At 74.1% G+C, this 25,875-nt stretch carries 22 protein-coding genes and 2 pseudogenes; 13 read left to right on the forward strand and 11 right to left on the reverse strand.

From position 1 onward, the window contains the following. Both AMIR_RS06965 and AMIR_RS06970 read left to right on the forward strand, forming a co-directional pair. Positions 1-963, forward strand: coding sequence for an ROK family protein (locus AMIR_RS06965; RefSeq protein WP_041837434.1), 963 nt, complete (start codon positions 1-3; stop codon positions 961-963). A gap of 295 nt (positions 964-1,258) precedes the next feature. Beyond that, complete coding sequence (locus AMIR_RS06970) at positions 1,259-2,665, forward strand: sensor histidine kinase (RefSeq protein WP_015800232.1); 1,407 nt, start codon at positions 1,259-1,261, stop codon at positions 2,663-2,665. A gap of 32 nt (positions 2,666-2,697) precedes the next feature. On the opposite strand, the gene AMIR_RS06975 is transcribed toward AMIR_RS06970, so the two are convergent. After that, a complete protein-coding gene (locus tag AMIR_RS06975) occupies positions 2,698-3,171 on the reverse strand; it encodes a hypothetical protein (protein WP_041837436.1) in 474 nt (157 codons plus the stop codon). A 216-nt stretch (positions 3,172-3,387) separates the two neighbouring features. On the opposite strand from AMIR_RS06975, the gene AMIR_RS06980 reads away from it, so the two are divergent. The 4 genes from AMIR_RS06980 (at position 3,388) to AMIR_RS06995 (ending at position 7,622) form a co-directional block, all read left to right on the forward strand. Further along, on the forward strand, positions 3,388-4,125 hold the full coding sequence (locus AMIR_RS06980; protein WP_015800234.1) for a lysophospholipid acyltransferase family protein: 738 nt from the start codon (positions 3,388-3,390) through the stop codon (positions 4,123-4,125). Positions 4,126-4,339: 214 nt separating this feature from the next. Continuing rightward, on the forward strand, positions 4,340-4,852 hold the full coding sequence (locus AMIR_RS06985; RefSeq protein ID WP_015800235.1) for a polyadenylate-specific 3'-exoribonuclease AS: 513 nt from the start codon (positions 4,340-4,342) through the stop codon (positions 4,850-4,852). Positions 4,853-4,939: 87 nt separating this feature from the next. Continuing rightward, positions 4,940-5,965 carry a 6-phosphofructokinase gene (locus AMIR_RS06990; RefSeq protein WP_041837437.1) on the forward strand — a complete coding sequence of 342 codons (1,026 nt, stop codon included), beginning with the start codon at positions 4,940-4,942 and terminating at the stop codon, positions 5,963-5,965. Positions 5,966-6,233: 268 nt separating this feature from the next. Beyond that, a complete protein-coding gene (locus AMIR_RS06995) occupies positions 6,234-7,622 on the forward strand; it encodes a class II 3-deoxy-7-phosphoheptulonate synthase (protein WP_015800237.1) in 1,389 nt (462 codons plus the stop codon). A 158-nt stretch (positions 7,623-7,780) separates the two neighbouring features. On the opposite strand, the gene AMIR_RS41550 is transcribed toward AMIR_RS06995, so the two are convergent. Then, the gene (locus tag AMIR_RS41550; protein WP_342626598.1) at positions 7,781-8,782 is read right to left on the reverse strand and encodes a PASTA domain-containing protein; all 1,002 of its coding nucleotides are present in this window, start codon (positions 8,780-8,782) and stop codon (positions 7,781-7,783) included. 402 nt (positions 8,783-9,184) lie between these two features. After that, positions 9,185-10,312, reverse strand: a pseudogene (locus AMIR_RS41555) (protein kinase domain-containing protein); the annotation flags it as partial. Between the two features lie 221 nt (positions 10,313-10,533). Between AMIR_RS41555 and AMIR_RS07005 the strand changes: the two are divergent. Continuing rightward, on the forward strand, positions 10,534-10,899 hold the full coding sequence (locus AMIR_RS07005; protein WP_041837439.1) for an Rv2175c family DNA-binding protein: 366 nt from the start codon (positions 10,534-10,536) through the stop codon (positions 10,897-10,899). A gap of 178 nt (positions 10,900-11,077) precedes the next feature. Here AMIR_RS07005 and mptB read toward each other — a convergent pair whose 3' ends face one another. The 3 genes from mptB to AMIR_RS07020 form a co-directional block, all read right to left on the reverse strand. Further along, positions 11,078-12,538, reverse strand: a complete 1,461-nt coding sequence (gene mptB / locus AMIR_RS07010) for a polyprenol phosphomannose-dependent alpha 1,6 mannosyltransferase MptB (RefSeq protein WP_015800240.1) — start codon at positions 12,536-12,538, stop codon at positions 11,078-11,080. A gap of 439 nt (positions 12,539-12,977) precedes the next feature. Next, positions 12,978-14,486 (reverse strand): phytoene desaturase family protein, encoded by a 1,509-nt coding sequence (gene crtI, locus AMIR_RS07015; protein WP_015800241.1) that lies wholly within the window; start codon positions 14,484-14,486, stop codon positions 12,978-12,980. Position 14,487: 1 nt separating this feature from the next. Beyond that, entirely contained in the window at positions 14,488-15,558 is a 1,071-nt protein-coding gene (locus AMIR_RS07020) for a polyprenyl synthetase family protein (protein WP_015800242.1), read from the reverse strand. A gap of 105 nt (positions 15,559-15,663) precedes the next feature. Between AMIR_RS07020 and AMIR_RS07025 the strand changes: the two genes are divergently transcribed. Further along, positions 15,664-16,554: a methylenetetrahydrofolate reductase gene (locus tag AMIR_RS07025; protein WP_015800243.1), complete on the forward strand. Its 891-nt coding sequence runs from the start codon at positions 15,664-15,666 to the stop codon at positions 16,552-16,554. Positions 16,555-16,597: 43 nt separating this feature from the next. Here the strand turns inward: AMIR_RS07025 and AMIR_RS07030 are convergent, their stop codons facing one another. Both AMIR_RS07030 and AMIR_RS07035 read right to left on the reverse strand, forming a co-directional pair. Next, positions 16,598-17,032 carry a carboxymuconolactone decarboxylase family protein gene (locus AMIR_RS07030; protein WP_143760663.1) on the reverse strand — a complete coding sequence of 145 codons (435 nt, stop codon included), beginning with the start codon at positions 17,030-17,032 and terminating at the stop codon, positions 16,598-16,600. A 66-nt stretch (positions 17,033-17,098) separates the two neighbouring features. Further along, positions 17,099-17,752, reverse strand: a complete 654-nt coding sequence (locus AMIR_RS07035) for a DUF3153 domain-containing protein (protein ID WP_015800245.1) — start codon at positions 17,750-17,752, stop codon at positions 17,099-17,101. A 188-nt stretch (positions 17,753-17,940) separates the two neighbouring features. Here AMIR_RS07035 and AMIR_RS07040 point away from each other — a divergent pair, with 188 nt between their 5' ends. Both AMIR_RS07040 and AMIR_RS07045 read left to right on the forward strand, forming a co-directional pair. Next, entirely contained in the window at positions 17,941-19,620 is a 1,680-nt protein-coding gene (locus tag AMIR_RS07040; protein WP_015800246.1) for a DUF885 domain-containing protein, read from the forward strand. Between the two features lie 201 nt (positions 19,621-19,821). Then, positions 19,822-20,445: a CHAP domain-containing protein gene (locus AMIR_RS07045; protein WP_015800247.1), complete on the forward strand. Its 624-nt coding sequence runs from the start codon at positions 19,822-19,824 to the stop codon at positions 20,443-20,445. A gap of 48 nt (positions 20,446-20,493) precedes the next feature. Here the strand turns inward: AMIR_RS07045 and AMIR_RS07050 are convergent, their stop codons facing one another. Both AMIR_RS07050 and AMIR_RS07055 read right to left on the reverse strand, forming a co-directional pair. Next, a complete protein-coding gene (locus tag AMIR_RS07050) occupies positions 20,494-21,057 on the reverse strand; it encodes a GNAT family N-acetyltransferase (protein ID WP_015800248.1) in 564 nt (187 codons plus the stop codon). Beyond that, positions 21,054-21,557, reverse strand: coding sequence for a YbaK/EbsC family protein (locus AMIR_RS07055; RefSeq protein ID WP_015800249.1), 504 nt, complete (start codon positions 21,555-21,557; stop codon positions 21,054-21,056). The genes AMIR_RS07050 and AMIR_RS07055 overlap by 4 nt, the downstream gene beginning before the upstream one ends. Positions 21,558-21,848: 291 nt before the next feature. Here AMIR_RS07055 and AMIR_RS07060 point away from each other — a divergent pair, with 291 nt between their 5' ends. Further along, positions 21,849-22,685: a maleylpyruvate isomerase mycothiol-dependent enzyme family protein gene (locus AMIR_RS07060; protein ID WP_015800250.1), complete on the forward strand. Its 837-nt coding sequence runs from the start codon at positions 21,849-21,851 to the stop codon at positions 22,683-22,685. Positions 22,686-22,840: 155 nt separating this feature from the next. Here AMIR_RS07060 and AMIR_RS07065 read toward each other — a convergent pair whose 3' ends face one another. Next, positions 22,841-24,436, reverse strand: coding sequence for an alkaline phosphatase D family protein (locus tag AMIR_RS07065; protein WP_015800251.1), 1,596 nt, complete (start codon positions 24,434-24,436; stop codon positions 22,841-22,843). Positions 24,437-24,460: 24 nt separating this feature from the next. Between AMIR_RS07065 and AMIR_RS40025 the strand changes: the two are divergent. Then, positions 24,461-24,925 (forward strand): annotated as a pseudogene (locus AMIR_RS40025) (VOC family protein); the annotation flags it as partial. Positions 24,926-25,236: 311 nt separating this feature from the next. Continuing rightward, complete coding sequence (locus AMIR_RS07075; protein WP_015800253.1) at positions 25,237-25,875, forward strand: GntR family transcriptional regulator; 639 nt, start codon at positions 25,237-25,239, stop codon at positions 25,873-25,875.

Below are 25,875 nucleotides of genomic sequence, written 5' to 3' on the forward strand. Positions count from 1 at the left end.
ATCGACGTCGGCGGGACGAGCGTGCGGGCCGGGGTCGTGGACGCGGACGGCGCGGTGCTCGACACCACGCGCACCGCAACGCCCGGCGACGAGCGGGCGCTGGAGGAGGCCATCGGCGGGGCGGTGCACGAGCTGGCCGAGCGGCACGAGGTCGCCGCGGTCGGGCTCGCGGTCGCCGGGTTCGTGGCCTCGGACCGGCGCACGGTGATGTTCGCGCCGCACCTGGCGTGGCGGCACGCGCCCGTGGCCGAGCGGATCTCGGAGCGGGTCGGGATGCCGGTCGTGCTGGAGCACGACGCGAACGCGGCGGCGCTGGCCGAGCACCGGTTCGGCGCGGCGCGCGGCGCGGGCGTCGCGGTGCTGGTCGCCGTGGGCACCGGCATCGGCGGGGCGCTGCTGATCGACGGCGAGGTGTTCCGGGGCGCCCACGGCGTGGCCCCCGAGCTGGGGCACCTGCGGCTGGTCCCGGACGGCAGGCCGTGCCCGTGCGGCAAGAGCGGGTGCTGGGAGCGGTACTGCAGCGGCACCGCGCTGAGCTCGACCGCCGTGGAGCTGCTCGCGAAGCACCCCGGCGTGTCGACGGTGCTGGCGCGGGAGGCGCGCGGGGACGCGCGGGCGATCACCGGGAGGCGGGTGGCGGGCGCGGCCCGCGACGGCGACCCGCTGGCGCAGCGCGCGGTCGCCGACCTGGCCAGGTGGCTGGGGGAGGGGTTGGCGCTGGTCGCGGACGTGTACGACCCGGAGGTGGTCGTGGTCGGGGGCGGCGTGTCCGAGTCTGCGACCCTGTTCCTGGACGACGCGCGCGAGCACTACGCGTCCGTGGTGACCGGCGCGGGCCACCGCCCCCTGGCCCGCATCCGGACCGCGCAGCTGGGCGACGACGCCGGGCTGGTCGGGGTCGCGACCCTGGCCAGGGACCTGGCGGTGGGCGCGACGCAGTCGCCCGGAGGGCGGCTGGGCTGACCGGCGCGGGGCGGCTCTCGGTGGGCAGCGCCGGCTGACACCGCCGGTCGACACCGCCAGCCGGCTGACACCGCCAGCCGACACCGCTGGCCGGCCGACACCGCTGGCCCGGCAGTGCCGCCTGGCCCGGCAGCGCCGACCGCCCCGCCGCTCCGGGACTGCCCCTCGCGGATCGCGGGCCGGTTCCCCGGTGGGTGGGAGCGCTCTCACGATCGTTCGCCGGGATCACGGGATCGCGGCAGGCGGATCGTTCCGGCGCGGCGCTGCCCCCGCTGATCCACGTACGATCCACCCCGTGCGCGACTTCGGTGCCGACAGCCCCGTTCGAGGGTCGGCGGTCGCCCCCGAGCGTGGTGGGCGACCCCGCCACCCGGCCGTTCCCGAGCACGCCAACGCTGCCACCACCGGTCCCACCACCGGTCCCATCACTCCGCGCGAGCCCGAGCCCGGCGTCGAGCACCGGATCAAGCCCGCGCCCACCACCCGCACCGCCGCGCCCGACTCCCACCCTGCCGCCGCGCCCGGCGCCGCCCCCAACCCCGCGCCTGGCTCCCGGCCCGCCGCGCCCGCTGCCGCCTTCACCGCCGCGTCCACCGCCGCGCCTGGCGTCCGGCCCGCCGTCCCCGGTGCCGCGCCCGCGCCCACCGCCGCCTCCAAGACCGCGACCGCCGCCGCGCCTGGCTCCCGATCCGCCGCCCCCAACCCCGCGCCCACCGCCACCTCCGGCGCCCTGACCGCCTCCGCCCCCACACCGGGCCCCGTCCCCCACCCCGACCCCGGCATCGGGCACGAGACCGTCCTCTGCTCCTCCGACTCCGACCTGCTCGCCTCCGCGGGCTCGTTCGCCGCCGAGGGCCTGGCCCTCGGCGAGCCGGTCCTGCTCGCCTGCGCCCCCGAGCGCGCCGCCCTGCTGCGCTCCCGCCTCGCGCCCCCCACCCCCGGCCTGCTCGACCTCCCCCTCGACCCGCGCCCCGCCGAGGCCCTCCTCGTCTTGCGCCGCAAGGTCGACGAGCTCCTGCGCGGCGGCGCGGAGCGGGTCCGGGTGGTCGGGGGCGCGCCGTCGCCCCGGTCCGGGGCGGGGTGGGACTGGTGGGCCCGGTTCGAGCTCGCGGTCACCGAGGTGTTCGCCGACGCGCCCGTGCGCGTGCTCTGCCCCTACGACCTGCGCGTCACCCCCGACCGGGTGGTGGCCGACGTCCTGCGCGCGCACCCCGGCCTGCTCCGCCCGGACGGCGAGCACGTGCCCAACCCCGGTCACGCACCCGGCGCCGTCGTGGCGGGCGACCCGCCGCACCCGCTCGAAGCGGGCCCCGCTCTCGTGGACGCGCTCGACCCCACCCCGGCCGAGGCGCGCCGGGCGATCGAGCGGGCCACCGCGGCCACCGCGCTCACCGACGACGAGCACGACGACGTGGTCTACGCGGCCAGCGAGGCGGTCACCAACGGGCTCAGCCACGGCCGGGCCCCGGTCCGCCTGCGCGTGTGGGCCGACCGCGAGCGGGTCCTGGTCGTGGTCACCGACCGGGGGCAGGGGCCGCCGAACCGACTGGCGGGCATCGTCCCCACCGAGGGCAGCTCCACCGCCGGGCTCGGCCTGTGGCTCACCCACCGCACCTGCCGCGACGTCGCCCTCACCTGGGCCCCGGACGGCTTCACCGTGCGGGTGCTGGTCGGCGCGCCGTCACCGCCGCGCGAGCGCTGACCCGGCGCTGACCCGGTGACCCCGCGCGGACCTCAGACCTGCGCCCCGTCGTCCCACCCGGAGTCCGGCGGCGGCCCGTTGCGGATGCGCATGATCAGCAGCGCCACGCCCGAGCACAGCACCACCAGCGCCAGCGGCGCCCCGTACTGCGTGGTCAGCCCGAACAGCCCCGGCACCACGAGCAGCACCACGCCCACCACGATCAGCGCCAGCGCCGCGACCGTCCCCTTGCGCAACGTCGGCAGCGGCGGCGGCTCCGGCGGGACGTAGTGGTCCTCCGGGTCCTCCTCGGCGACCACCGACGGCTGCCCCTCCGGGCGCAGCGGCACCGGTTCGGCCTCGGCCCTGCCCTCGACCGACTTCTCCGACTTCTCGGCCTTCTCGCTCTTGGCCTCGGCCTCGTCGGGCCAGCGCGACCCGACGCCATCGCGCTCCAGTCCCGCGACGATCTCGGCGAACGCCGCGTCCACGTCCTCAGGGCCGTTCGAGTCGCGTCGGGAGTCCATCACCACTGCCCCCAGCCCTCCGGATCGCGGTCGGGGGCGCGGCGGCGCGTCCCCCTGCGGTATCCGGTCCATCGTCGCACGGACTCGCGGTGTTGCGGATTACGGCGACCGGAGGGACTTGCGCGAAACCCGGCCCCGACGAGCTTCGTTGTGCCCCGAGGCTCTTGCTCCGTACGCTGGTAGGGGGTATCGGCTGTCGAGGAGGCGCTTCCAACAGTGCTCTACTGGTTGATCAAAAACGTCTTGGTCGGGCCGTTGCTCCAACTCTTCTTCCGCCCTCGGGTGATCGAGGGCGCCGAGCACATCCCCGCCGAGGGTGGGGTGATCCTCGCCAGCAACCACCTGTCCGTGTCGGACTCGTTCTTCCTCCCGCTGAAGCTCTCCCGGCGGGTCACGTTCCCCGCCAAGCTGGAGTACTTCACCGGCAAGGGCCTGAAGGGCACGCTGAAGCGCTGGTTCTTCCACGGCATGGGCCAGGTCCCGATCGACCGCTCCAGCGCCTCGGCCGCGCAGGGCGCGCTCGACACCGGCGTGCGCATCGTCCGCGACGGCAAGGTGCTCGGCATCTACCCCGAGGGCACCCGCTCGCCCGACGGCAGGCTCTACAAGGGCAAGGTCGGCGTCGCCTGGATCGCGCTGGAGTCCGGCGTCCCGGTGATCCCGGTGGCGATGATCGGCACCGACAAGGCCAACCCGATCGGGTCGAAGGTGTGGCGGCCGTACCCGATCAAGATCAAGATCGGCAAGCCGCTGGACTTCTCCCGGTACGCGGGCCTGTCCGGCGACCGGTTCGTGCTGCGGTCGGTCACCGACGAGATCATGTACGCGCTGATGGAGCTCTCCGGCCAGGAGTACGTGGACGTCTACGCGGCCAAGGCCAAGGAGGCCGACGCCGCGGGCAAGCCCTCCACGCCGCCCGCCGCGGGCAGGCTCCCCGACAGCAAGGCGAGCTGACCGCGCCGGGGCCCGTCCTGGAGCACCCCCGTTCCGGGGTGGACGGGCTCCCGCGTGTGGCGTACAGCTCATTTTTCCGGCCACCGGCCGCAGGGCCCCGGATCGCGCCGCAGGACCCGCCGCAGCGGTGTCGCGGCGCCCGGAGCGCCCCAGGAGCGGCCCCCGCGCCGCCCCGGCCCGCAGTGCGCCCGTCCCGGATCACTAGGCTGTTCCGATGCGGTTCTTCTACGACTGTGAGTTCATCGAGGACGGGGTCACGATCGACCTCGTCTCCATCGGCGTCGTCGACGAGGAAGGCCGCGAGTTCTACGCCGTCTCCACCGAGTTCGACCCGGAGAAGGCCGGGCCGTGGGTGCGCGAGAACGTCCTCAACCAGCTCCCCCCGCCCTCCAGCAAGGCCTACATGAGCCGCACCCGCCTGCGCGCTGAGCTGCTGGAATTCCTCGGCGGGGCCAAGGCGAACCGGGACGACGTGGAGCTGTGGGCGTGGTTCGCCGCCTACGACCACGTGGCCCTCGCCCAGCTGTGGGGCGCCATGCCCGCGCTGCCGCGCAGCCTGCCCAGGTTCACCCGCGACCTGCGCCAGCGGTGGGAGGACGTGGGCAAGCCCGCCCTCCCCGCGCCGCCCAAGGACGCCCACGACGCGCTCGCCGACGCCCGCCACAACCTCGTGAAGTGGAAGGTCATCGAGGAGCACCGGCAGCGGCGCGGCCACACCGTCCGCTGAGGCACCCCCCTCTTCGCTGCACCGATCCAGCGCGTGTCACGCTTGGGTGACCCACGACACGACGATGAAGAGATGGGTGACGAGCAGATGCGCATCGGTGTGCTCACCGGCGGTGGAGACTGCCCCGGCCTCAACGCGGTGATCCGCGGTGTTGTCCGCAAGGGCGTGGAGACCCACGGCTGGGACGTCCTCGGCTTCCGCAACGGGTGGCAGGGGCCGATCGAGGGGCTCACCAAGCCGATCGGTCTCGCCGACGTCGAGGACATCCTCACCCGCGGCGGCACCATCCTCGGCTCCTCGCGGACCAACCCCTACAAGGTCGAGGGCGGCGTCGAGGCCATCCGCAAGACCCTCAAGGAGCACGGGGTCGACGCGCTGATCGCCATCGGCGGCGAGGACACCCTCGGCGTGGCGAAGCGGCTCACCGACGACGGCATCGGCGTCGTCGGCGTCCCGAAGACCATCGACAACGACCTCGGCGCGACCGACTACACGTTCGGCTTCGACACCGCCGTGCACATCGCCACCGAGGCGATCGACCGGCTGCGCACCACCGCCGAGTCGCACCACCGCGCGCTCGTCGTGGAGGTCATGGGCCGCCACGCGGGCTGGATCGCGCTGCACTCCGGCCTCGCGGGCGGCGCGAACGTCATCCTCGTGCCCGAGCGCGAGTTCGACGTGGACCAGGTCGTCACGTGGGTCGAGCGCCGCTTCGAGAAGCAGTACGCGCCGATCATCGTGGTCGCCGAGGGCGCCATCCCGCAGGGCGGCGCCGAGGTGCTGCACTCCGGCGAGAAGGACGCCTTCGGGCACGTCCGCCTCGGCGGCGTCGGCACCTGGCTGGCGGAGGAGATCGCGCAGCGCACCGGCAAGGAGTCCCGCGCGGTCGTGCTGGGCCACGTCCAGCGCGGCGGCATCCCGACCGCCTACGACCGCGTGCTCGCCACCCGGTTCGGCCTGCACGCGGTGGACGCGGTCGCCGACGGCGACTTCGGCGTCATGGTCGCCCTGAAGGGCACCGACATCGTGCGCGTGAAGCTCAGCGAGGCGACCGCCGAGCTGAAGACCGTGCCGCTGGAGCGGTACCAGGAGGCCGAGGTCTTCTTCGGCTGAGTTCTCGCGGCTCCCCCCGAGCCGTTCGGCGATCCCCGGTCCGCGTCCTGCGGGCCGGGGATCACCCGTTCCAGGGCCTCGGCGCGTCCCCGCGACCAGCGCACCGGGCAGTCCCCTTGCCCGTTCCCCGCGACCATCGCCAGCAGGCGCGCCGCGAAGACGTCGGTCAGCGCCGCGTTTTCATTCGTTCGGGGGTTCTCCACGCCCGGCATCGCGCACAGGCCACCCACGGCCATCCCAGGGACTAGGAAGGCATACCCTTTACCGCGTGAACTGGACCGTGGACGTGCCCGTGGACACGCTTCCCGAGCTCCCGCCGCTCCCGCCCGAGCTCCGCTCGCGGCTGGACGACGCGCTCGGCAGGCCGGCCGCCCAGCAGCCCGAGTGGCCGGACGCCGACCTCGCCCGACGGGTCCGCGCCGTGCTGGAGAGCGTGCCCCCCATCACCGTGCCCGCCGAGATCGACCGGCTCCGCGACAACCTCGCCGCCGTCGCGCGGGGCGAGGCTTTCATGCTGCAGGGCGGCGACTGCGCGGAGACGTTCGCGGACAACACCGAGCCGCACATCCGCGCGAACGTCCGCACCCTGCTCCAGATGGCCGTGGTCCTCACCTACGGCGCCAGCCTCCCCGTCGTGAAGATCGGCCGGATCGCGGGCCAGTACGCCAAGCCGCGCTCCTCCGGCACGGACGCGCTCGGCCTGCCGTCGTACCGGGGCGACATCGTCAACTCGCTGGTGCCCACCCCCGAGGCCCGCGTCGCCGACCCCGGCCGCATGATCCGCGCCTACGCCAACGCGGGCGCGGCGATGAACCTGCTGCGCGCCATGACCACCGCGGGCATGGCCGACCTGCACCGCCTGCACGACTGGAACAAGGACTTCGTGCGCACCTCGCCCGCGGGCGAGCGGTACGAGGCGCTGGCCGCCGAGATCGACCGGGGCCTGCGCTTCATGTCGGCGTGCGGCGTGAACGACTCCTCGCTGCACACCACGGAGATCTTCGCCTCGCACGAGGCGCTGCTGCTCGACTACGAGCGGGCCCTGCTGCGCCTGGACACCAGGGGCGACGAGCCGAAGCTGTACGACCTGTCCTCGCACTTCCTGTGGATCGGCGAGCGGACCAGGCAGCTGGACGGCGCGCACATCGCGTTCGCCGAGCTGCTGGCCAACCCGATCGGCCTGAAGATCGGCCCGTCCACCACGCCCGAGATGGCCGTGGAGTACGTCGAGCGCCTCGACCCGCACAACCAGCCCGGCAGGCTGACCCTGATCAGCCGCATGGGCAACGGCAAGGTGCGCGACGTGCTGCCCGCGATCGTCGAGAAGGTCACCGCCTCCGGGCACAAGGTGATCTGGCAGTGCGACCCGATGCACGGCAACACGCACGAGTCGTCCACCGGCTACAAGACCCGGCACTTCGACCGGATCGTGGACGAGGTGCAGGGCTTCTTCGAGGTGCACCGCAGGCTCGGCACGCACCCCGGCGGCATCCACATCGAGCTGACCGGCGAGGACGTCACCGAGTGCCTGGGCGGCGCCCAGGAGATCTCGGACACCGACCTGGCCGGCCGCTACGAGACCGCGTGCGACCCGCGCCTGAACACCCAGCAGTCGCTGGAGCTGGCCTTCCTGGTGGCGGAGATGCTCCGCTCCTGACGTCCCGCTGAACGGCCCCGAACGGCCCTGAACGGCCCCGAACGCCCCGCTCCCGGTCCGCCGGGGGCGGGGCGTTCGTGCGCACCCGGCCCCCGCGGAAACGGCGAACCCGGCCCCGGCAGCGCTGACGGCTGCCCGGACCGGGTTCGCGCGCGGGATCAGATGCCGACCAGGGTGACCCGGCTGCCCTTCTCGACCTTCGCGCCCGCGTCGGGGCTCTGGCTGAACACCCGAGCCCGGTCGCTGCCGTTGAACTGGACCTCGACCTCCAGGCCGAGCTTCTCCAGGTCCTTGCGCGCGTCCTTGACCCGCTTGCCCTTGACCTCGGGCACGGTCACCGCACCGCCGGACACCACGACGGTGACCTTCTTGTCGCCCTCCGGCACGTTCGTGCCCGCGGCGGGCGTGATCCGGATGACCTTGCCCTCCTCGACGCCCTGGGCGAACTCCGCCTTGCCCTCCACCGGCTCGAAGCCCGCGGCGGTCAGCTCGGCGAACGCGTCAGCCTTGCTCTTGCCCACCACGTCCGGCACCGGCTTGGGCTCGGGGCCCTTGCTCAGCACGATCGTGATCTTCGTGCCGATCGGCACCTGGGTGCCGGGCTCGGGCTTGAGCGTCACGACCTTGCCGACCGGGACGGTGGCGCTGTAGGCGTTCTCGGCCTCGTTGACCTCGCCCTCCAGGCCGACCAGCTTCAGCTCCTGCTGCGCGACCGCGACGTCCAGGTTCGACTTGAGCTGCGGCACCACCGGCCTGCCCAGCGACACCGTGATCCGCACCAGGTCGCCGCGCATCAGCTCGGTGCCCGCCGCGGGCTCGGTGCGCAGCACCTCGCCCTTGGGCACGGTGTCGCTCGCCTCCATGGCGGTGACGAACTTCAGCGAGGCGTCGCCCATCAGCGTCGACACCTCGGACTCCTGCTTGCCGACCAGCTCGGGCACGTCCGCGTACCGGCCCGCCGCCATCCACCAGCCGATGACGCCCGCCAGGACGGCCGCGACCACGGCCACCGAGGTCCAGGTGATGAACTGCCGCTTGCTGCGCTGGCGCTCCTCCTCCAGGACCTGCTCGGGCGTCTTCTTCTGCGCCTTGGGCTTGCGCGGCTTGGGCGCGGGGGCGGGCGGCGCGGACGGCATGACGCCCGGCCTGGCCAGCGCCATCGTGCCCTGCGGACCGGTGGGGCCACCCGGCTTGGGGCGCGCCACCGGCAGCGTCGGCTCGGCGAACCCGCCTGCGGGCGTGCCGGTCACCGGCGGGATCTGCAGGGTCTCCTCGGGCCCGCCGACCACGGTCGCCTCGTCGTCGGCGTCGGGCTTGGCGTGGGCTCCCGAGCTCACGGGGACGCCGCCCGCGGGTGTGCCCGCCGCCGGGACACCTCCGGGAGGGGTGCTCGTGGGGAAGCCGTCCGCGCCGACCTGGACGCCGCCGACCTGGACGCCACCGGGCGGCGTGCCGGTCGGGAAGCCTGAAGCCGGGGTGCCGGGCGCGGGGAAGCCGCCGGGCGGGGTCTGGGCCGGGAAGCCGGGCGCGGGCGTGCCGAGACCGGCCGCCGCGACGACCCCGCCGGGCGGGGTGCCGGTCGCCACCGGCTGCGACGCCGACGGCGGCAGCGGAACCCGCTGCGAGGTCGACACCGGCGCCGACTGCGAGGTCGACGGGGTCAGCGGCACCTGCTGGGACACCCCCGGCGCCAGCGGGACCTGCTGCGAGGTGGACGGCGGCAGCGGCACCCGCTGGGAGGTCGCGGGCGGCAGCTGAACGTGCTGCGAGGTCGACGGCGGCAGCGGCGCGCCGGGGAACGGCGCGGGCGCGGCCAGCGGCGTGCGCGTGGTCGGCAGCGGCACCTGCACCGCCGCCAGGCCCAGCTTCGTCCTCGCGGCCTCCACCTCGGCCAGGAACGCGGCGGCGTCCGCGGGCCGCAGGAACGGCTCCTTGCGGGTCGCCCTGCGCACCAGCTCCGCCACCTCGGCGGGCACGCCCTCCACCGGCGGCACCACGTCGTTGACGTGCCGGTACGCCACCGAGATCGCGCTGTCCCCGACGTACGGCGGCGCGCCGGTGAGCATCTCGTACAGCACGATGCCCGCCTGGTACACGTCGCTGCGCGCGTCGGCCGCGCCGGTGGCGACCTGCTCGGGCGAGAGGTAGGCGACCGTGCCCATGATCACGCTGTCGCTGGTGATCCCGGACCCGGACATCGCCCGCGCCAACCCGAAGTCGGCGACCTTGACGACGCCGTCCGCGCCGATCAGCACGTTCTCCGGCTTCACGTCGCGGTGCACCAGGTCGGCCCGGTGCGCGGCGGCCAGCGCCGCGAGCACCCGCTCCAGCACGGACAGCGCGAGCGCGGGCTCCAGCCTGCCGCGCTCCACCAGCAGGTCGCGCAGCGTCCCGCCCTCGACCAGCTCCATCACGAGGAACACCCGGTCCTCGTCGACGCCCTGGTCGTGCACGGCCACCACGCCGGGGTGGTGCAGCCGCGCGGCGGTGCGCGCCTCGCCCTCGAAGCGGGCGACGAAGGACGGGTCCGCCGAGAAGCGCGAGTCCATCACCTTGATGGCCACCGGCCGGTCCAGGCGGGTGTCCACGCCCCGGTAGACGGCGGACATCCCTCCCCTGGCGACGAGGGAGCCGATCTGGTAGCGGTGTTCCAGCAGCCCGCCGGTCACGTGAGTCGACGACCTTTCCACAGGGGTGGATCGTACGGTGGAGGAGATACCGGCCGAACCCGTGAGTCGCGCCCGCGCACCCGATCATGGCGGCTCCGCTGTGGGATTGCCGTCAAGGCGCGGGTCGTCCGGGCGGTGGACGGCCCGGCGAACAGCGGGTTTCCGGTGGGTGGCGGGCTTCCGACGCCCACCACCCGGTTGGTGCAGGGCATTGCTCCTCGCGCTGTGGCATCGTGGCGTTCGTGAGTGCGATTCCTGCCGCTGCTGATGTGCTGGCTCCCGAGATCGAGGTACTCGGCCTGGCCGAGGTCGCCGAGCGGCTCGGCCAGCCGGTCAACCGTGTTCACCAGTTGCTGCGCGACGGTCAGCTCCTCGCTGAGCGGCGCGACGGCGTCCTGGTCGTCCCCGCCGACTTCGTCGCCGCCGGAAACGTGGTGAAGGGGCTCCCCGGCACCATCACGGTGCTGCGCGACTCCGGCTTCTCCACCGAGGAGATGCTCCGCTGGCTGTTCACCGAGGACGACACCCTGCCCGGAAGCCCGATCGAGGCGCTGCGCGGTGACCGGGGCCGCGAGGTCAAGCGCAGGGCGCAGGCCATGGCCTTCTGACGCGCCAGGGCCCGCCGCGTCGCGCGGCGGGCGCCCGGAACACCACCACGAAGTCGACCGGGGCGCGTCGGGCACGGCGCGCCCGCTCCGGGCGGTTCCCCACGGGGAGCCGCCCGGTCCGCTCTCCGGTGGCTCCGGTCCGCTCTCCGGTGGCTGAAATGCGCTCGGGTGGCCCAAGCTAGGGCTTGCCCGAGAGCCGGAGCGGGTCGTCCTTGGTCAGGGAGACCGCCGCGAGCGCCGACAGCAGCACCGCGACCAGCAGGTAGCCCCACGAGTAGAGCGCGGTGTCGCCGTTCGGGAAGGTCACCAGCAGCAGCCAGGTGGAGAAGAACGCCACCGTGGTCAGACCGCTGACCGTCCAGGCCAGGCCCGCGCCCAGCACCAGCGGCCAGGTGAAGTACCAGGGCAGCGTGGCCGGGGAGAGCAGCGCCACCGCCAGCATGGTCACGGCCGCGCGGAACACCGCGTTCGGGCCGCCGTCCTCGGCCGCCCGCCACTGCCGCCAGGCGATGAACACCAGCAGCGCCGAGCCGATGCCGCGCGCCACGGTCAGGAACACGCCCTGGTCCAGGTGCACGAAGAGCGTCACCAGGGTGTGCGCGAAGTCGCCGACCGCGCTGGGCAGCGACAGCCAGTTCACGATCATCGAGGACGTGCTCAGCGCGGGCAGCCAGCCCAGGTCCCGGCCCGCGACCACGCTCGTCGCGGCGAACACCACGGCGAACACCGCCACGCCGCGCCCGATGGCCCGGCCGACCGCGGACCGCCGGGGGCCCTCCGTGCGGGCCGCCCAGACCAGCACCAGGAACGGCAGCGCGACCGCCGCCGTGGCCTTGACCGCCACGCCCAGCGTCACCAGCACGATCCCGGCCACGTGCCTGCCGTCGAGCACCAGCAGCACGCCCGCGGCCATCAGGCCGACCATCAGCATGTCGTTGTGCGCGCCGCCGATCAGGTGCACCAGCACCAGCGGGTTGGCCGCCGCGAACCACAGCGCCACGGCGGGCTTGCCGCCCAGGTGCCGGGCGAGGCCGGGCAGCGACCAGCAGACCAGCGCCAGCCCCACGACCAGCACCAGCCGCAGCAGCACCACGCCGCCGATCACGCTGCCGCCGGTCAGCCACACCACGCCCTCGGACAGCAGCACGAACAGCGGGCCGTACGGGGCGGGCGTGTTCTGCCAGACCCAGCTCACGTTGTCCGACAGCGGGCTCTGGAGCACCGCGGGGCCCACCTGGTACGGGTCGAGCCCGTTGAGCGCGAGCTGGCCCTGCGCCAGGTAGCTGTAGATGTCCTTGCTGAACAGCGGCGGCGCGAACAGCAGCGGCAGCGTCCAGGCGCCCACCGCGGCGAGCACCGCGCGGCTGCCCACGTGCCCGCGCAGCACCATCCGGCCCAGCCGGACCCACGACCACACCACGAGCGCGAGCCCGAGGTAGAGCACGGCGGTGGCCAGGTCCTGGCCGTGGCCGTAGCGGATCCAGCTCAGCGAGGTCGCGGCCAGCAGGGGGTCGCGCTTGACCACGGCGCCCGCGCCGCTGCCGCCGAGCGCGACGAGCATGACCCCCGCGACGCCCAGCAGGATCGTCCGGACGGGGATGCCCCGAGGCTCGGTTCCGGGGGTCGCCGAGGAGCGCACCGGCTCGACGCTTGCGGTGCTCGAACGGGAGGAAGACGGAGTCGCGGCCATCGCCGGGACATCGTCGCACAACGCGCGCGCGAGGCGGGATGCAATGGCTCTCACGCGTGACGCCGCCGTGCGCCCGAGGGGGATCCTCGCACGTCGGCCCCGGTGGGACGATGCGCCGCACGGAGTATTCCCGCGCGATATTCGGGCATTCCGGGCTCGGCGGGGGCCGGTTCGGGCTGGTGGTCGCGCCACCCCGCCCGACCGGGCGTCGCGCGGGAGGGGTTTCGGAACCGTTCTGGAACCGCTCCGAAGCCGCCCCGAGACCCGGTTGTCCGGAAGGGGCGGCCGGAGCGCCCCGCGGGCACGCGCGGACGGTCGGCCGCCCGGCGTAGGGGCTGGTCAGGGCCCGTCCTCAGGCGGGGCGGACCCAGCCTCCCCGCCGGTTCGGTCAGCGCCGGGAGACCCGCGCCAGCAGCCCCGCCACCGGGCGCCTGCCCACCGGCGCGGCCACCCCGGTGATCCGCTGCGCGGCCAGCCTCCCGGACACCAGCACCGGCGGCACGCCCACGCCCGGCGTGGTGCCGCAGCCCGCCAGGACCGCGTTCTCCACCCCGGACACCAGGTTCCTCGGCCGGAACGGCCCGGTCTGGGCGAAGGTGTGCGCCGCCGAGAACGGCGTGCCCGCCGCCATGCCCAGCGCGGCCCAGTCCTTCGGCGTCACCAGGCGCTCGACCTCGATCGAGTCGCCGAACCCGGTCAGCCCGCGCCGCTCCAGCTCCGCCACCAGCTCGTCCCGGTAGGCGGGCCCGACCCGCTCCCAGTCGATCCGCCCCGCCCGCAGGTTCGGCGCGGGCGCCAGCACGAACGTCGCCGCGTCCTCCTCCGGCGGCCTGCTGACCAGCAGCGACGGGTCGCTCATCAGCTGCCCCCGGTCGATGACCTCGTCGAACGTGCGCTCCCAGGCGTCGCCGAAGAAGATCGTGTGGTGGGCCAGCTCGTCCCAGCGCCCGCGGGTGCCCGCGTGCAGCACCACCGCCGACGGCGACCAGCGCACCGGCAGCAGCCTGCGCGGCCGGTGCCCCAGCAGGCGGTAGGACACCGGCAGGTCCGGGGTGAGCACGACCGCGTCGCACGCGATCCGCTCGCCGTGCGCGGTGCGCACCGCCGTGACCCGCCCGCCGATCCGCTCCAGCCACGCCACCCGCGTGTCGAACCGCAGGTCCGCGCCCGCGTCGGCGGCTGCGGCGGCCAGCGCGTCGGGCAGCGCCCGCACCCCGCCGCGCGGGTGGTGCACGCCCGCGATCGCGTCCATGTAGGCGATCACCGCGTAGGCGGCCATGGCCTTGCGCGGCGCGAGCCCGGCGTACAGCGACTGGAACGTGAACACCCGGCGCAGCCGCTCGTCGGTGACGAACCGGCCCACCGTCGGGTCGAGCCTGGCGAACCCGCGCAGCGACGCCAGCCTGGCCAGCTGCGGGGTGAGCAGGTCCAGCGGCGAGTCGAAGTTCGCGCCGATGAACGCGTCCCGCTCGACCCGGTGCAGCTCGGTCAGCCACGCCCGCAGCCGCAGGTACCCGCGCGCCTGCTCGGGGCCCGCGAACCGGCGCACCTCGGCCTCCATGGCCTCGGCGTCGGGGTGCACGTCCAGCACCGAGCCGTCGGCGAAGCGCGCCCGGTAGGCCGGGGTGACCGGCCGCAGGTCCAGGCGGTCGGCCATGCTCCCGCCGACCGCGTTGAACGCCTCCTCGACCAGCTCCGGCATGGTCAGCACGCTCGGGCCGGTGTCGGCGGTGAAGCCGCCCAGCGCGAGCCGCCCGGCGCGACCGCCGGGGGTGGCGTCGCGCTCGACGACGGTGACGCGGCGACCCGCGCCCAGCAGGTGCAGGGCGGCCGAGAGCCCGGCCAGCCCCGCCCCGACCACCACGACGTGGTCGGTCCGCCCGGTGACCAGCCGCACCTCAGCTGGTCCGCTTCGTCGCGCTCACGGCCAGCCCCGCCAGCCGCTCGGTCACCGCCGGGTCCGCCACCGGGGCCGCCTCCAGCGCGCGCAGCGCCGACTCGGTCAGCTCGGTGATGCGCCGCTCGCAGGCGTCCACGGCGCCGACCGCCACGAGCTGCTCGCGCACCACGTCCACCTCCGCGTCGCCCAGGTCGGGACGGCCGAGCGCGCCCTCCAGCGCGTCCGCGCCGTGCTCGACGCCGAGCGCCACGAGCAGGGTCCGCTTGCCCTCGCGCAGGTCGTCGCCCGCGGGCTTGCCGGTGACCGCCGGGTCGCCGAACACGCCGAGCAGGTCGTCGCGCAGCTGGAACGCCACGCCGATGTCCCGGCCGAACGCGCGCAGGCCCTCGATCAGCTCGGCCGAGCCGCCGCCGATGGCCGCGCCCATGTGCAGTGGCCGCTCCACGGTGTAGGCGGCCGTCTTGAGCCGGTCGATGCGCAGCGCGGCGTCGGCCGAGGCGTCGCCGCGCGCCTGGGTCAGCACGTCCAGGTACTGGCCGGCGAGCATCTCGGTGCGCATGTCGCGCCACGGCAGGCTGAGCCGCTGCAGCGCGTCGGTGGGAAGGCCCGCGGCGAACAGCATGTCGTCGGCCCAGGCGAGCGCGACGTCGCCGATCAGCACGGCGGCGGCCAGCCCGAACTGCTCGGGCGAGCTCAGCCAGGAGTTCTCCCGGTGCCGCCGGGCGAACTGGACGTGGATGGTCGGCCTGCCCCTGCGGGTCTCCGACGCGTCCATGAGGTCGTCGTGGATCAGCGCGCAGGCCTGGATCAGCTCCAGCGAGCTGACGGCGGTGAGCACGCGGCCCGCCGACTCCTGGTCCGGGTCGCCGCCCGCGGCGCGCCAGCCCCACCACGCGAAGGTGGGGCGCACGCGCTTGCCGCCGCTGAGCACGAAGTCCGTGAGCCCGTCCACCGCCTCGGTGAAGCTGCGCTCCATGCGCTCGCCGAGCGCCCGGCGATCGGCGAGGTAGGCGGCCAGGGCCGAGTCAACGTGCTTGGCCAGGTCGAGGTCGAACGGGTGGAGCGCCACGCGTCTATCGTCACCTCTCGCCGCGCGCGCGTGCCAACCGGGGTTCACCTCCCAGCAGGTGAGCAGGGGGGTCCAGGGGGTGGACGTGCCTCTACCCTTGGCGGCATGACGTCGGTGCTCGAACGCCTCGCGGGGAAGACCCCCGCCTTCTCCGTCGAGTTCTTCCCCCCGCGCGACGCGGCGGACGAGCAGGTGCTGTGGCGCGCCATCCGCGAGCTGGAGGCGCTCGACCCGGCCTTCGTGTCCATCACCTACGGCGCGGGCGGCTCCGGCCGCGACCGCACCATCCGGGCCACCGGCCGCGTCGCGCAGGAGACCACCCTGGTGCCCATGGCGCACCTGACCGCCGTCGACCACTCGGTGGCCGAGCTGCGCAACGTCATCGGCTGGTACGCGGCGGTCGGGGTGCGCAACATCCTGGCGCTGCGCGGCGACCCGCCCGGCGACCCGAACGGCGAGTGGACCGCGCACCCGCAGGGGCTCAACTACGCGGAGGAGCTGGTCCGGCTGTGCCGGGAGCTCGGCGACTTCTGCGTGGGCGTCGCGGCGTTCCCGTACGGGCACCCGCGCTCGGCCGACCTGGACACCGACACCGAGCACCTGGTGCGCAAGCTGCGGGCGGGCGCGGACTTCGCCATCGCCCAGCTGTTCTTCGAGGCGGACGACTTCCTGCGGCTGCGCGACCGGGTCGTGGCGCGCGGCTGCGACGCGGCCCTGCTGCCGGGCCTGATGCCGCTGACCACGCCCAGGACGCTGGCCAAGACCGTGGAGCTGTCCGGCGCGCCGGTGCCGGACTCGGTGGCGCGCGCGCTGGACCCGTTCACCGGCGACGCGGCCGGGTTCCGCAGGGCGGGCGTCGAGCTGGTCACCAGGATGGGGGAGCGGCTGCTGGCGGAGGGCGTGCCGGGGCTGCACTTCTACACGCTCAACCGGTCCAAGGCGACCCGCGAGGTGGTGGCGGACCTGGGCCTCGCGCCCGCCCGCACCACGGCGTGACACCGGGCGTTCCGGGGCGGTGGCCCGCCCCGGAACGCGACCGTCAGACCAGCTCGCGGTCCTTGCCCGTGTCCAGGGTGACGCCGAGGCGGTTGAGCGAGTTGATGCTGACGATCAGCACCAGCAGGTCGGCCAGCTCCTTCTCGGACCACCGCGCGGCGGCCCGGTCCCACAGCTCCTGCGGCACCCCGTGCTCGCCGAGCCGGGTCACCGCGTCGGTCAGCTCCAGCGCCAGCCGCTCGGCCGGGCTGAAGAACCCGGACTCGCGCCACGCGGAGACCGCGAACAGCCGCTGGGTGCTCTCACCGGCGGCGATCGCGTCGCTGGAGTGCATGTCCACGCAGAACGAGCAGCCGTTGAGCATCGAGGCGCGCAGCTTGACCAGCTCCATGAGCACGTGGTCGACGTTCCTGCGCGCGTAGCCGTCGAGCTGGAGCAGGAGCTTGTAGGCGTCGGGGGCGATCTCGCCGAAGTTCATCCTCATACCGGGTGGACGAGGAGGTCCCCGGCCGCGTGACAGAGGCGCCCGTCACAGCGGGCGGGGTCAGGCGACCAGGCTGCGGCGGTGCGAGACGACCGCCATGACCACCACGACGAGCGCCGCCCCGCCGGTCAGGCCTGCCACGAGCATCACCCACGGGAACCACGACTGCGAGTCCGGGCCGGGGTAGCGGACCGTCGCCGTCAGCATCGAGGCCTGGCCGGGCTTCGGGTGCCACGACAGCACCGCGTCCTCCTCCTCGCGGCCGTTGGTGTCCACCACCTCGCCGGGGAAGCTGATCTTGACCTGGATGTCCGCGCGCTCGGCGGGCACCGAGGTCAGGTCCACCGAGCCGGACAGCGTCACCAGCTCGCCGGAGCGGCGGAAGTTCAGCTGGTAGCGGCTGCTCGACGCGCTCGTGGCGGTCGCCAGCGCCTTGACCTCGTCGAAGGTCAGCCTGCTGAACGACAGCTGCGTGCCCGCGTAGCCGTCCGCCTGGTAGGCCTTGGTGGTGACCCGGTCGGACAGCCCGTCCGGCACCTTCAGCTGCGGGCCCGCGTCGGCGTCGCCGGTCGGCGGGGTCGCGGCGACGATCTCCCCGGCCACCAGGTCGTCCTGGGACAGGGCCATCGCCGCGTGCAACCGCACGCAGCCCGACAGCGAGAACGCCGCGAGCAGCAGGATCACGGGCAGGAGCAGCGCGGAGGCCCTGGGCACGCGGGCAATCCTGCCGGCAGCCGCGAGCGCGAGCCCGTGCGCACCACCGGTCGGGCGGTCGCAAGTTCGGCATCCCGGTCACGCAAGGCCACCACCACCGCCTCGGCGACCCGGTTCCGTTCACCCGTCCACCCCAATCCGGTCACGCAGTGCGATAACCCGGTGGTGGTTCCGGGTAGGTTCGACGCATGTCATCGACCTCCGCAGGTGTGCACGCGGTCAGCAACCGCTACGTCGCCGACTACGCAGCCGCCGACCCGCTCATGGCCACCCAGAGCGGCATCCCCGGTCACGACGACCGGCTGACCGACTACTCCCCGCAGGGCCACGCCGCCCGCGAGGAGCTGACCCGCCGCGCCGCGCGCGAGATCGAGGCCGCCGAGCCCGCCGACGCCTCCGAGGCCGTCGCGAAGGCGGTCTTCCTGGAGCGCACCTCCGTCGACCTGGACCTCTACGACGCGGGCGCCCACCAGGCCGACCTGAACGTCATCGCCAGCCCCGTGCAGGGCCTGCGCGAGACCTTCGACCTGATGCCCACCGCCACCACCGAGGACTGGGCGGTCATCGCCAAGCGCCTCGCCGCCCTGCCCGAGGCCGTCGCGAACCTGCGCGCGGGCCTCGGCCACTCCGCCGACGCGGGCCGGGTCGCCGCGCTGCGCCAGGTCACCAAGGTCGCCGAGCAGTGCGACACCTGGTCGGGTCGCACCACCGGCCGCTCGTTCTTCGCCGACCTGATCGCGCCCGCCCCCGACGACCGGGCGCTGCGCACCGAGCTGGAGGCCGGGGCGCGCGCGGCGGGCGAGGCGTACGCCGACCTCGCCCAGTTCCTGCGCGCCGAGCTCGCCCCCAAGGCCCCGACCAAGGACGCCGTCGGCGAGGAGGCGTACCGGCTCAAGTCGCGCTTCTTCACCGGCGCGAAGCTCGACCTGGCCGAGGCGTACGCCTGGGGCTGGGAGGAGTTCTCCGGCATCGAGGCCGAGATGCGCGAGGTCGCGGGCCGCATCAAGCCCGGCGCGACGATCGCCGAGGCCGCCGCCGCGCTCGACGCCGACCCGCGCTACCGGGTGACCGGCCAGGACGGGCTGCGGCAGTGGATGCAGGGGCTCTCCGACGCGGCGCTCGCCGACGTGCGCGGCAAGCACTTCGACCTGCCCGACGAGCTGATGGACCTGGAGTGCCGGATCGCCCCGCCCGGCGGCGGCGTCGGCGCGTACTACACCAGCCCCACCCCGGACTTCTCCCGCCCCGGCCGCATGTGGTGGTCCGTGCCCGCCGACCGGCAGGAGTTCTCCACCTGGCGCGAGGTCAGCACCGTCTACCACGAGGGCGTCCCCGGCCACCACCTGCAGATCGCCACGGCCGTCTACCAGGCCGAGAAGCTCAACGACTTCCAGCGCCTGATGTGCTGGATCTCCGGCCACGGCGAGGGCTGGGCGCTGTACGCCGAGCGGCTCATGCGCGAGCTGGGCTACCTCGGCGACCCCGGCGACCTGCTCGGGATGCTGGACTCGCACCTGTTCCGCGCCGCCCGCGTGATCGTCGACATCGGGATGCACCTGGAGCTGGAGATCCCGAAGGGCACCGGCTTCCACGAGGGCGAGCGGTGGACGCCGGAGCTGGGCCTGGAGTTCATGCTCACCCGCACCATCACCGACCCCGCGCACGTGCACGACGAGATCGACCGCTACCTCGGCTGGCCCGGCCAGGCCCCCGCCTACAAGCTCGGCGAGCGGCTGTGGCTGGCCGCCCGCGAGGACGCCCGCGCCCGGCACGGGGCCGCGTTCGACCTCAAGCGGTTCCACCAGGAGGCGCTGGAGATGGGCTGCATGGGCCTGGACACGCTCCGCGAGCGGCTCGCCGCCCTCTGAGCCGGGGTTCGGCGCCGGGGGTCCGTTCACGCCGCGTTCGCTGAGGTCTGCCCCTCAGGGCCTGGCGTGACCCGGCCCGCATCAGGTATCCACGAACGTGCGGCGCGGAGCACGTCCGCGCCGCACCGCCCGGTCGACCGGGTGACGCGGGTCCACGGCGGGAGCGTCCGCGCCGCCCGTGGCGCGTCAGGAGGGGGAACGATGTCCAGACGGGGTGTCCGCGCGGCGCTGGGGGCCGTGCTGGCTTCCGCCGCGCTGCTGGGTGCCGTCGCGGCGCCCGCGCAGGCCGCGCCGGGCGAGCTGGAGCAGTGGCGGGTCCGGCAGGAGATCGTCGACAAGGCGATGGCCGAGGTCGGGCAGCGCGAGAGCGGGCCCGAGCTGTACCCCGAGCGCTACCAGCAGGTCGACTCCGCCGTCATGCGCCCCGCGCAGTGGTGCGGGGTGTTCGTGAACTGGGCCTGGACCGTCGGTGGCGTGAAGGACCGGCCCGCCATGCGGCCCGCGCCCGGCGCGTCCGGCCTCGACCAGGGGCACTGGGCGACCTACTGGCAGAAGTGGGCCAGGGAGAACGGCAGGTGGCGCGACATCTCCGAGCGCAACGTGGAGATGGGCGACGTCGTCGTGTTCGGCCAGTACCCGTCGATGTTCGCGCACGTCGGGCTGGTCGTGGAGGTCAGGTACGACGACAGCGGCCTCAAGGCCACGCACGTGCGCACCGTCGAGGGCAACTACGGCGACCGGGTGGCCTACACCCGGTGGCGCAAGATCGACGGGTTGAGCGCGGGCTTCGGCCGACCGGCCAGCGGGTTCGTCTCGCCGTTCTAGTCCGACCGCGACGGGCTCCCCCCTCGGCTCGGGGGAGCCCGTCGCGCGTCAGTCGACGGGCAGCTCGCGGCCGAGCACCGCGAACGGGCGCGGGTCGCCGGTGAACTGGTAGTGCCGCAGCACGTCCACGAAGCCCACCCGCCGGTACAGCTTCCACGCCCGGCTCGTGCCCTCCGGCGTCGACAGCAGCACGCGCGGGCTCGACACGCCCGCCAGCAGCTCCCGCAGCAGCGCCTCGCCGATCCCGGCGCCCTGCGCGCTCGGCAGCACGTGCAGCTCGGTCAGCTCGAAGTAGTCGCTCATCCACTCCTGCGCCGCGGCCGGACCGGACACCAGGGTCAGGCCGTGCCGCACCTGCTCGTGCCACCACTGGCCGGACGCCCCGTGGTAGCCGTAGCCGATGCCGACCAGCTCGTCGTCCTCGTCGAGCGCCAGCACGCACCGCCAGCCCTCGCGGGTCATGTGCGCCATCCACATCGGGGCGCGCTGCTCGGCGGTGCCCCTCGGGTAGCGCATGGCGTTCACGTACAGGGCCAGCGCCTCGGGCAGCCGCGCGGTCAGCTCGGCCGGGGAGACCTCGACCAGCTTGCGCGCGGGCGGGAGCGCGGTCACCGGGCCACCTCGGCGGGGGTGCCGCCGGTCAGCTCGACCAGGGCCTCGAACGTCGTGGGGAAGACCGCGTGCGGGTGCCCCGCCGCCGCCCACACCTGTTCGTGCTCCCGCAGCGCCACGTCCACGAGGGTCCGCAGCGGCGCCGGGTGCCCGACGGGCGCGACCCCGCCGATGACCTGGCCGGTGTGCTCGCGGACGAACGCCGGGGTGGCCCGCTCGACCGAGTCCGCGCCGACCAGCTCCGCCAGCAGCGCGGTGTCGGCGCGGTGCGCGCCCGACGTCAGCGCGAGCAGCGGGGCGGCGACGCCGCCGGTGACGGCGGCGAAGACCAGGCTGTTGGCGATCGCGCCCACCGGGACGCCGACCGCCTCGGCGGCCTCGGCGGCGGTGCGGACCGCGCCCGCGAGCACGCGGATGCCCCGCGCGGAATCGGAGTGGCCTGACTCGTCCAGCACTGCGGCGACCTTGGCGATGCCGGGGTGGTCGTGGGGTGCGCTCACCTGTTCATGAGACCACGTCCGGCCGGGTTGTTGAGTGCCGGGCCGACGCGCTACGCTGATCACGTTCGAACACTTGTTCGAACGACGCCCTGGCGTGGGGGCGGGGGAAGCGCCCCCACGCCAGGCGCTGCGCAGCAGCGCGAACGACCAATCGCCATACTTCGCCCCCACTGCAGCCCGATGCCCTTGGTCTCTTCCTCGATTCCGCAGACCCAGTGCTCCGACCACCACGCTCAACGCCCCCATCCCCGCCCCTCCCCGGCGGGCGACAACCACGCGCGGAGGTGGCCTGTGAACCGAGGACTCCCGGGGTACGGGCAGCTGATCGACGTCGTGGAGCGCGAGACCGTCCTCCTCGCGGTCGCCGCACGCGGAAGGCCCGAGCTCCAGGTGCCCGCCTGCCCCGGTCTCAACCTCGGCGAGACGGCGCGGCACGTGGGCAGCACCCAGCGCATGGTGCTGGCCCGCGTGGACGGCTCCACGACGTGGCAGCACGAACCGGGGCCCGCCCAAGACCTGGCCGGCTACCTGCTGGAGGGCGTAACCCCGCTGGTGGCGGCCCTGCGCGCGTCCGACCCCGCCGAACCGTGCGACGCGATGTGGAGCGCTGATCGCAGGAAAGAGCCCACCCCGTTGAGCCGCAGCACGAGGCCGGGGTGCGCCGACTCGGGGTCTCGCACTGCCGCGCAGCGCGGGCCCGCCCGCCAAGACCTCGCCTTCTGGGTCCGCAGACTCGCCCACGAGGCGACCGTGCACCGGATGGACGCGCAGGCCGCCGCCGGGATCGAACTGGACCCGGTCGACGAGGACGTGGCGCTCGACGGCGTGGACGAGGTGCTGTCCCTGTGGCTCGGGCACCGCCTGGACGTGCTCGGCGTGCGCGGGACGCGGGAGGGCTCGGTGCTGCTGCGGGCCGGTGACCACGCCTGGCTGGCCAGGACCGGTCCCGACCCGGCCACCCACCGCGTCGCCGCGCCGGGGGAGCGCGGCGACGGGGTCGTGACCGGGACGCCGGTCGCGCTGTACCGCTGGCTGTGGGGGCGCGTGCCCGACCGCGAGGTGGCGCCCAGGGGCGACCGGGACGCGATCGCCCAGCTGTGGGCGCTGCTCAGGCTCGCCACGAAGTAGCCGGGAGCAGCCGGAAGGTCGAAGGCCCGCGTTCCCCATGGGGAGCGCGGGCCTCGTGGTGGTGCCCTGCTGCTGTGCCCTGCTGCTGTGCCCGACTGCGGTGTCCGGCTGCTGTGCGGTCCGGCTGCCGCGGTGTCCAGCGTGCCTTGCGGCCGTCAGAGCTCCAGGTCGGCGACCTCGGTGAGCTTCTCGGCCTCCTTGGCCGTCTCCAGCCGGAACCGGGCCTTGCGGCCGTCGATCCGCAGCTGCCCCACCGAGTTGCCGAAGTGCGGGCCGCTCACCCTGCGCCACGCCAGCGGGTCCTGCGAGATGCCCTGCCGGTCGGCGCGCCCCCGCAGCCACCGGGTGACCGGCTTGGTCCAGAACATCGCGAACGCGGGCCGGAAGAACCACGGCGGGTCGTTGTGCACCGGCGAGCACACCAGCTGGTAGATCGCCGAGTCGGTCGGCTTCGGGTACTCCGCGCGCACCGCGTAGCTGTGGTGCACGTCCCCGGACAGCACGCAGACCTTCGCGGGCGAGCCCTCGCCGGTCCCGATCCGCTGGATCAGCTTCGACAGCCGCTCGAACGACGCCCGGAACGCGGGCCAGTGCTCCAGGTCGGCGACCTGGCGGACCCGCTCGCCCAGCGCGCCCCGCCAGCCGGGCTTGGCGGCGGCGTGCTCGTTGAGCGACTGGAGGTGGCTCAGGCCGTGCGGCATCAGCCAGGGCAGCGACGATCCGATCAGCAGGTGGTCGAAGTCGCCCTCGGCGTTGCGCTCGATCCAGTCGAACTCGTCGTTGCTGATCATCAGCCGGTCGCCGTCCAGGATGCGCCCGCAGCGGGTGTCGATCACCAGCAGCCGCACCCGGCCGAAGTCGCGCCGGTAGCTCCACCAGGTGGACTTGCGCCCGTCCAGCTCGGCGTCGGCGGCCTCGGCGAACTCCTCCAGCAGGGCCTGCGTGTCGCCCTCGGCCGAGGTGACCTTGCCGAACAGGTCGTCCTGCGCCAGCGTGTCCGGGTCGAGGTTGCCGAGCTGCTGGTAGACCCAGTACGAGGCCAGCCCCGCGCGGATGCGCTCGGGCCACCAGGGCTTGCGGGCCATCTGCTCGCGCCAGGTGCGGGAGGTGTTCCAGTCGTCGCGCACGTCGTGGTCGTCGAAGATCATCGAGGTGGGGACGGTGGACAGCAGCCAGCGGATCTCCGGGTCGCCCCAGGTCTCGTGGTACAGCTCGGCGTACTCGCGGAACTCCACCACCTCGCCCTTGGGCTCCCGCCCGTCCCGGCGCTCGGCCAACCACTCCTTGATGCGCGGGGTGGGCTCGTCGGCGTAGACCTGGTCGCCGAGCAGCAGCAGCGCGTCCGGCCACTGCTCCACCGGCTGGTCCTTCATGCGCAGGGCGAAGGCGTCGAGCGCGTCGGGGCCGAGCTTGTCGGCCTTGCGCCCGTCGTGCTTCGCGGCGCGGCAGGAGCCGAACACCAGGTTGTGCGTGTTGTCGTCGGGGGATTTGGTCCGGATCACGCAGGGCGGGAACGGCGAGTCGGGCTCAGGCCAGGCCTGCGTCCCGTCGAGGGCGACCTCGTAGGGGGTGGTGGTGCCGGGAGTGAGGTCCCGGACGACGACGAGCGCGAAGTGCTGCTCGCCGACCTGGAACGTCCGCGCTGAGTGACCGGCGATGGTCACCTCGCAGGAAGAATCGGTTTCCACCCAGACGGTCGCCGAAGAACCGTTCACGTGCCGCAGCACCGGGCCGAGAACCAGTTGCGCCATGATCGGAGAGGCTACCGTCGGGCGATGTCAACTACATGGTGCAGCGTTGTTGTTGATGCTCGGAATCACAGGCCGTTGGCGGTCTTCTGGTCGGAACTGCTCGGCGTCCCCGGACCGAACGCGCCCGTTTCGCCCGCTTCGCCGCTTTCCCCGACGGGTGAGCGCCCCCGGCCCTCCTCGAACCCCGACGCCCCGACGCCTTCGGAACCCGCTGCGGTTCTTCCGGCGCCCGTCTCAATTCCTCCCGCCGACGAGTCCGCGCTCGACGTCGAGGGCCTGGAGCTGCTGTTCGGCGTGGGCGTGGACGCGAAGGCCGAGAAGAACCGCGTGCACCTGGACGTGAACAGCCGGACCCCGGAGCACCAGGCGGAGCTGGTCGAGCGGGCCCTGTCCCTGGGGGCGACCCACGTCGACATCGGCCAGCGCGACGTCCCGTGGGTGGTCCTGGCGGACCCCGAGGGCAACGAGTTCTGCGTGCTGACCCCAAGGTGACCACACCCCGACCCCCGCCCCACCCGCGCCTGCCCCCTGCTGCTCACGCATCACTCCACCGTGGGGCGCCCGGCCGCGCGCCCCACCGCGCGGCCCCACTTCTCGCGGCGTGGTCGCACTCCCTGTCGTGTCGCTGCGCTTCTTGTCCGTCGTGTGCTGTCCGCCGTGCGCCTGCGCCTCCGGATTCAAATCCGGCTGTTCTCCCTGCCGCCCGCATCCTGCGTTCGCTACCGCCTACGTCCTGCGTTCTCTGCCGCTCGCGTCCGCACCCTCTACCGCTCGTGCTCCGCACTCCCTATAGTGCCGATATGCAATATATTGGCCGCGCCCTCTACCGGGACCAGGCGTTGTCGGCGATCCGTGAGGCGATCATGGTCGGCGATCTGGCCCCCGGCGCGCCGATCCGCGACGTCGAGCTGGCCGAACGGCTCGGGTTGTCGCGGACTCCGGTGCGGGAGGCGTTGGCGCGGTTGACCGACGAGGGCCTGGTCGAGTCGAAGCCGCACAGCTACACGCGGGTCACCGAGCTGAGCACGTCGGCGGTCCGGGACGCGCACGCCGTCGTCCAGGCGATGCACGCCCTCGCGGCCCGCTTGGCCGTCCCGCTCATGGACGCGGGTGATCTCGACGCGATGCGCTCGGCGAACGCGCGGTTCGCGTCGGCGCTGGTCGACCGGGACGTGGCCGCCGCGCTGGCGGCCGACGACGAGTTCCACGACGTCGCGGTGCGGCGCAGCGGCAACTTCGCCGTCGTCGCCACGATCGAGCGCTACACCCCGCTGGTGCGCCGCCTGGAGCGGCTGCGGTTCGGCACCCCGCCCGGTCGTCACTCCGTGGCGATGCACGACGAGATCATCGCCGCCTGCGCGGCCCCGGACGCCGACCTCGCCGCCGTGCTGGTCGAGCGCAACTGGGCCACGCTGGCGGACCTGCTTGAGGAGGACTGA

It is taken from the genome of Actinosynnema mirum DSM 43827 (assembly GCF_000023245.1).
In the GTDB taxonomy this organism is placed as follows: domain Bacteria; phylum Actinomycetota; class Actinomycetes; order Mycobacteriales; family Pseudonocardiaceae; genus Actinosynnema; species Actinosynnema mirum.

Excerpts from the sequence above, each read along its gene's own strand:
- AMIR_RS06975 (WP_041837436.1), bottom strand. The coding sequence starts at position 3,171 with ATGGACTCCCGACGCGACTCGAACGGCCCTGAGGACGTGGACGCGGCG.
- AMIR_RS06985 (WP_015800235.1), top strand. The coding sequence starts at position 4,340 with ATGCGGTTCTTCTACGACTGTGAGTTCATCGAGGACGGGGTCACGATC.
- AMIR_RS06990 (WP_041837437.1), top strand. The coding sequence starts at position 4,940 with ATGCGCATCGGTGTGCTCACCGGCGGTGGAGACTGCCCCGGCCTCAAC.
- AMIR_RS41550 (WP_342626598.1), bottom strand. The coding sequence starts at position 8,782 with ATGGCGCTGGCCAGGCCGGGCGTCATGCCGTCCGCGCCGCCCGCCCCC.
- AMIR_RS07025 (WP_015800243.1), top strand. The coding sequence starts at position 15,664 with ATGACGTCGGTGCTCGAACGCCTCGCGGGGAAGACCCCCGCCTTCTCC.
- AMIR_RS07030 (WP_143760663.1), bottom strand. The coding sequence starts at position 17,032 with ATGAACTTCGGCGAGATCGCCCCCGACGCCTACAAGCTCCTGCTCCAG.
- AMIR_RS07040 (WP_015800246.1), top strand. The coding sequence starts at position 17,941 with ATGTCATCGACCTCCGCAGGTGTGCACGCGGTCAGCAACCGCTACGTC.
- AMIR_RS07045 (WP_015800247.1), top strand. The coding sequence starts at position 19,822 with ATGTCCAGACGGGGTGTCCGCGCGGCGCTGGGGGCCGTGCTGGCTTCC.
- AMIR_RS07065 (WP_015800251.1), bottom strand. The coding sequence starts at position 24,436 with ATGGCGCAACTGGTTCTCGGCCCGGTGCTGCGGCACGTGAACGGTTCT.
- AMIR_RS07075 (WP_015800253.1), top strand. The coding sequence starts at position 25,237 with ATGCAATATATTGGCCGCGCCCTCTACCGGGACCAGGCGTTGTCGGCG.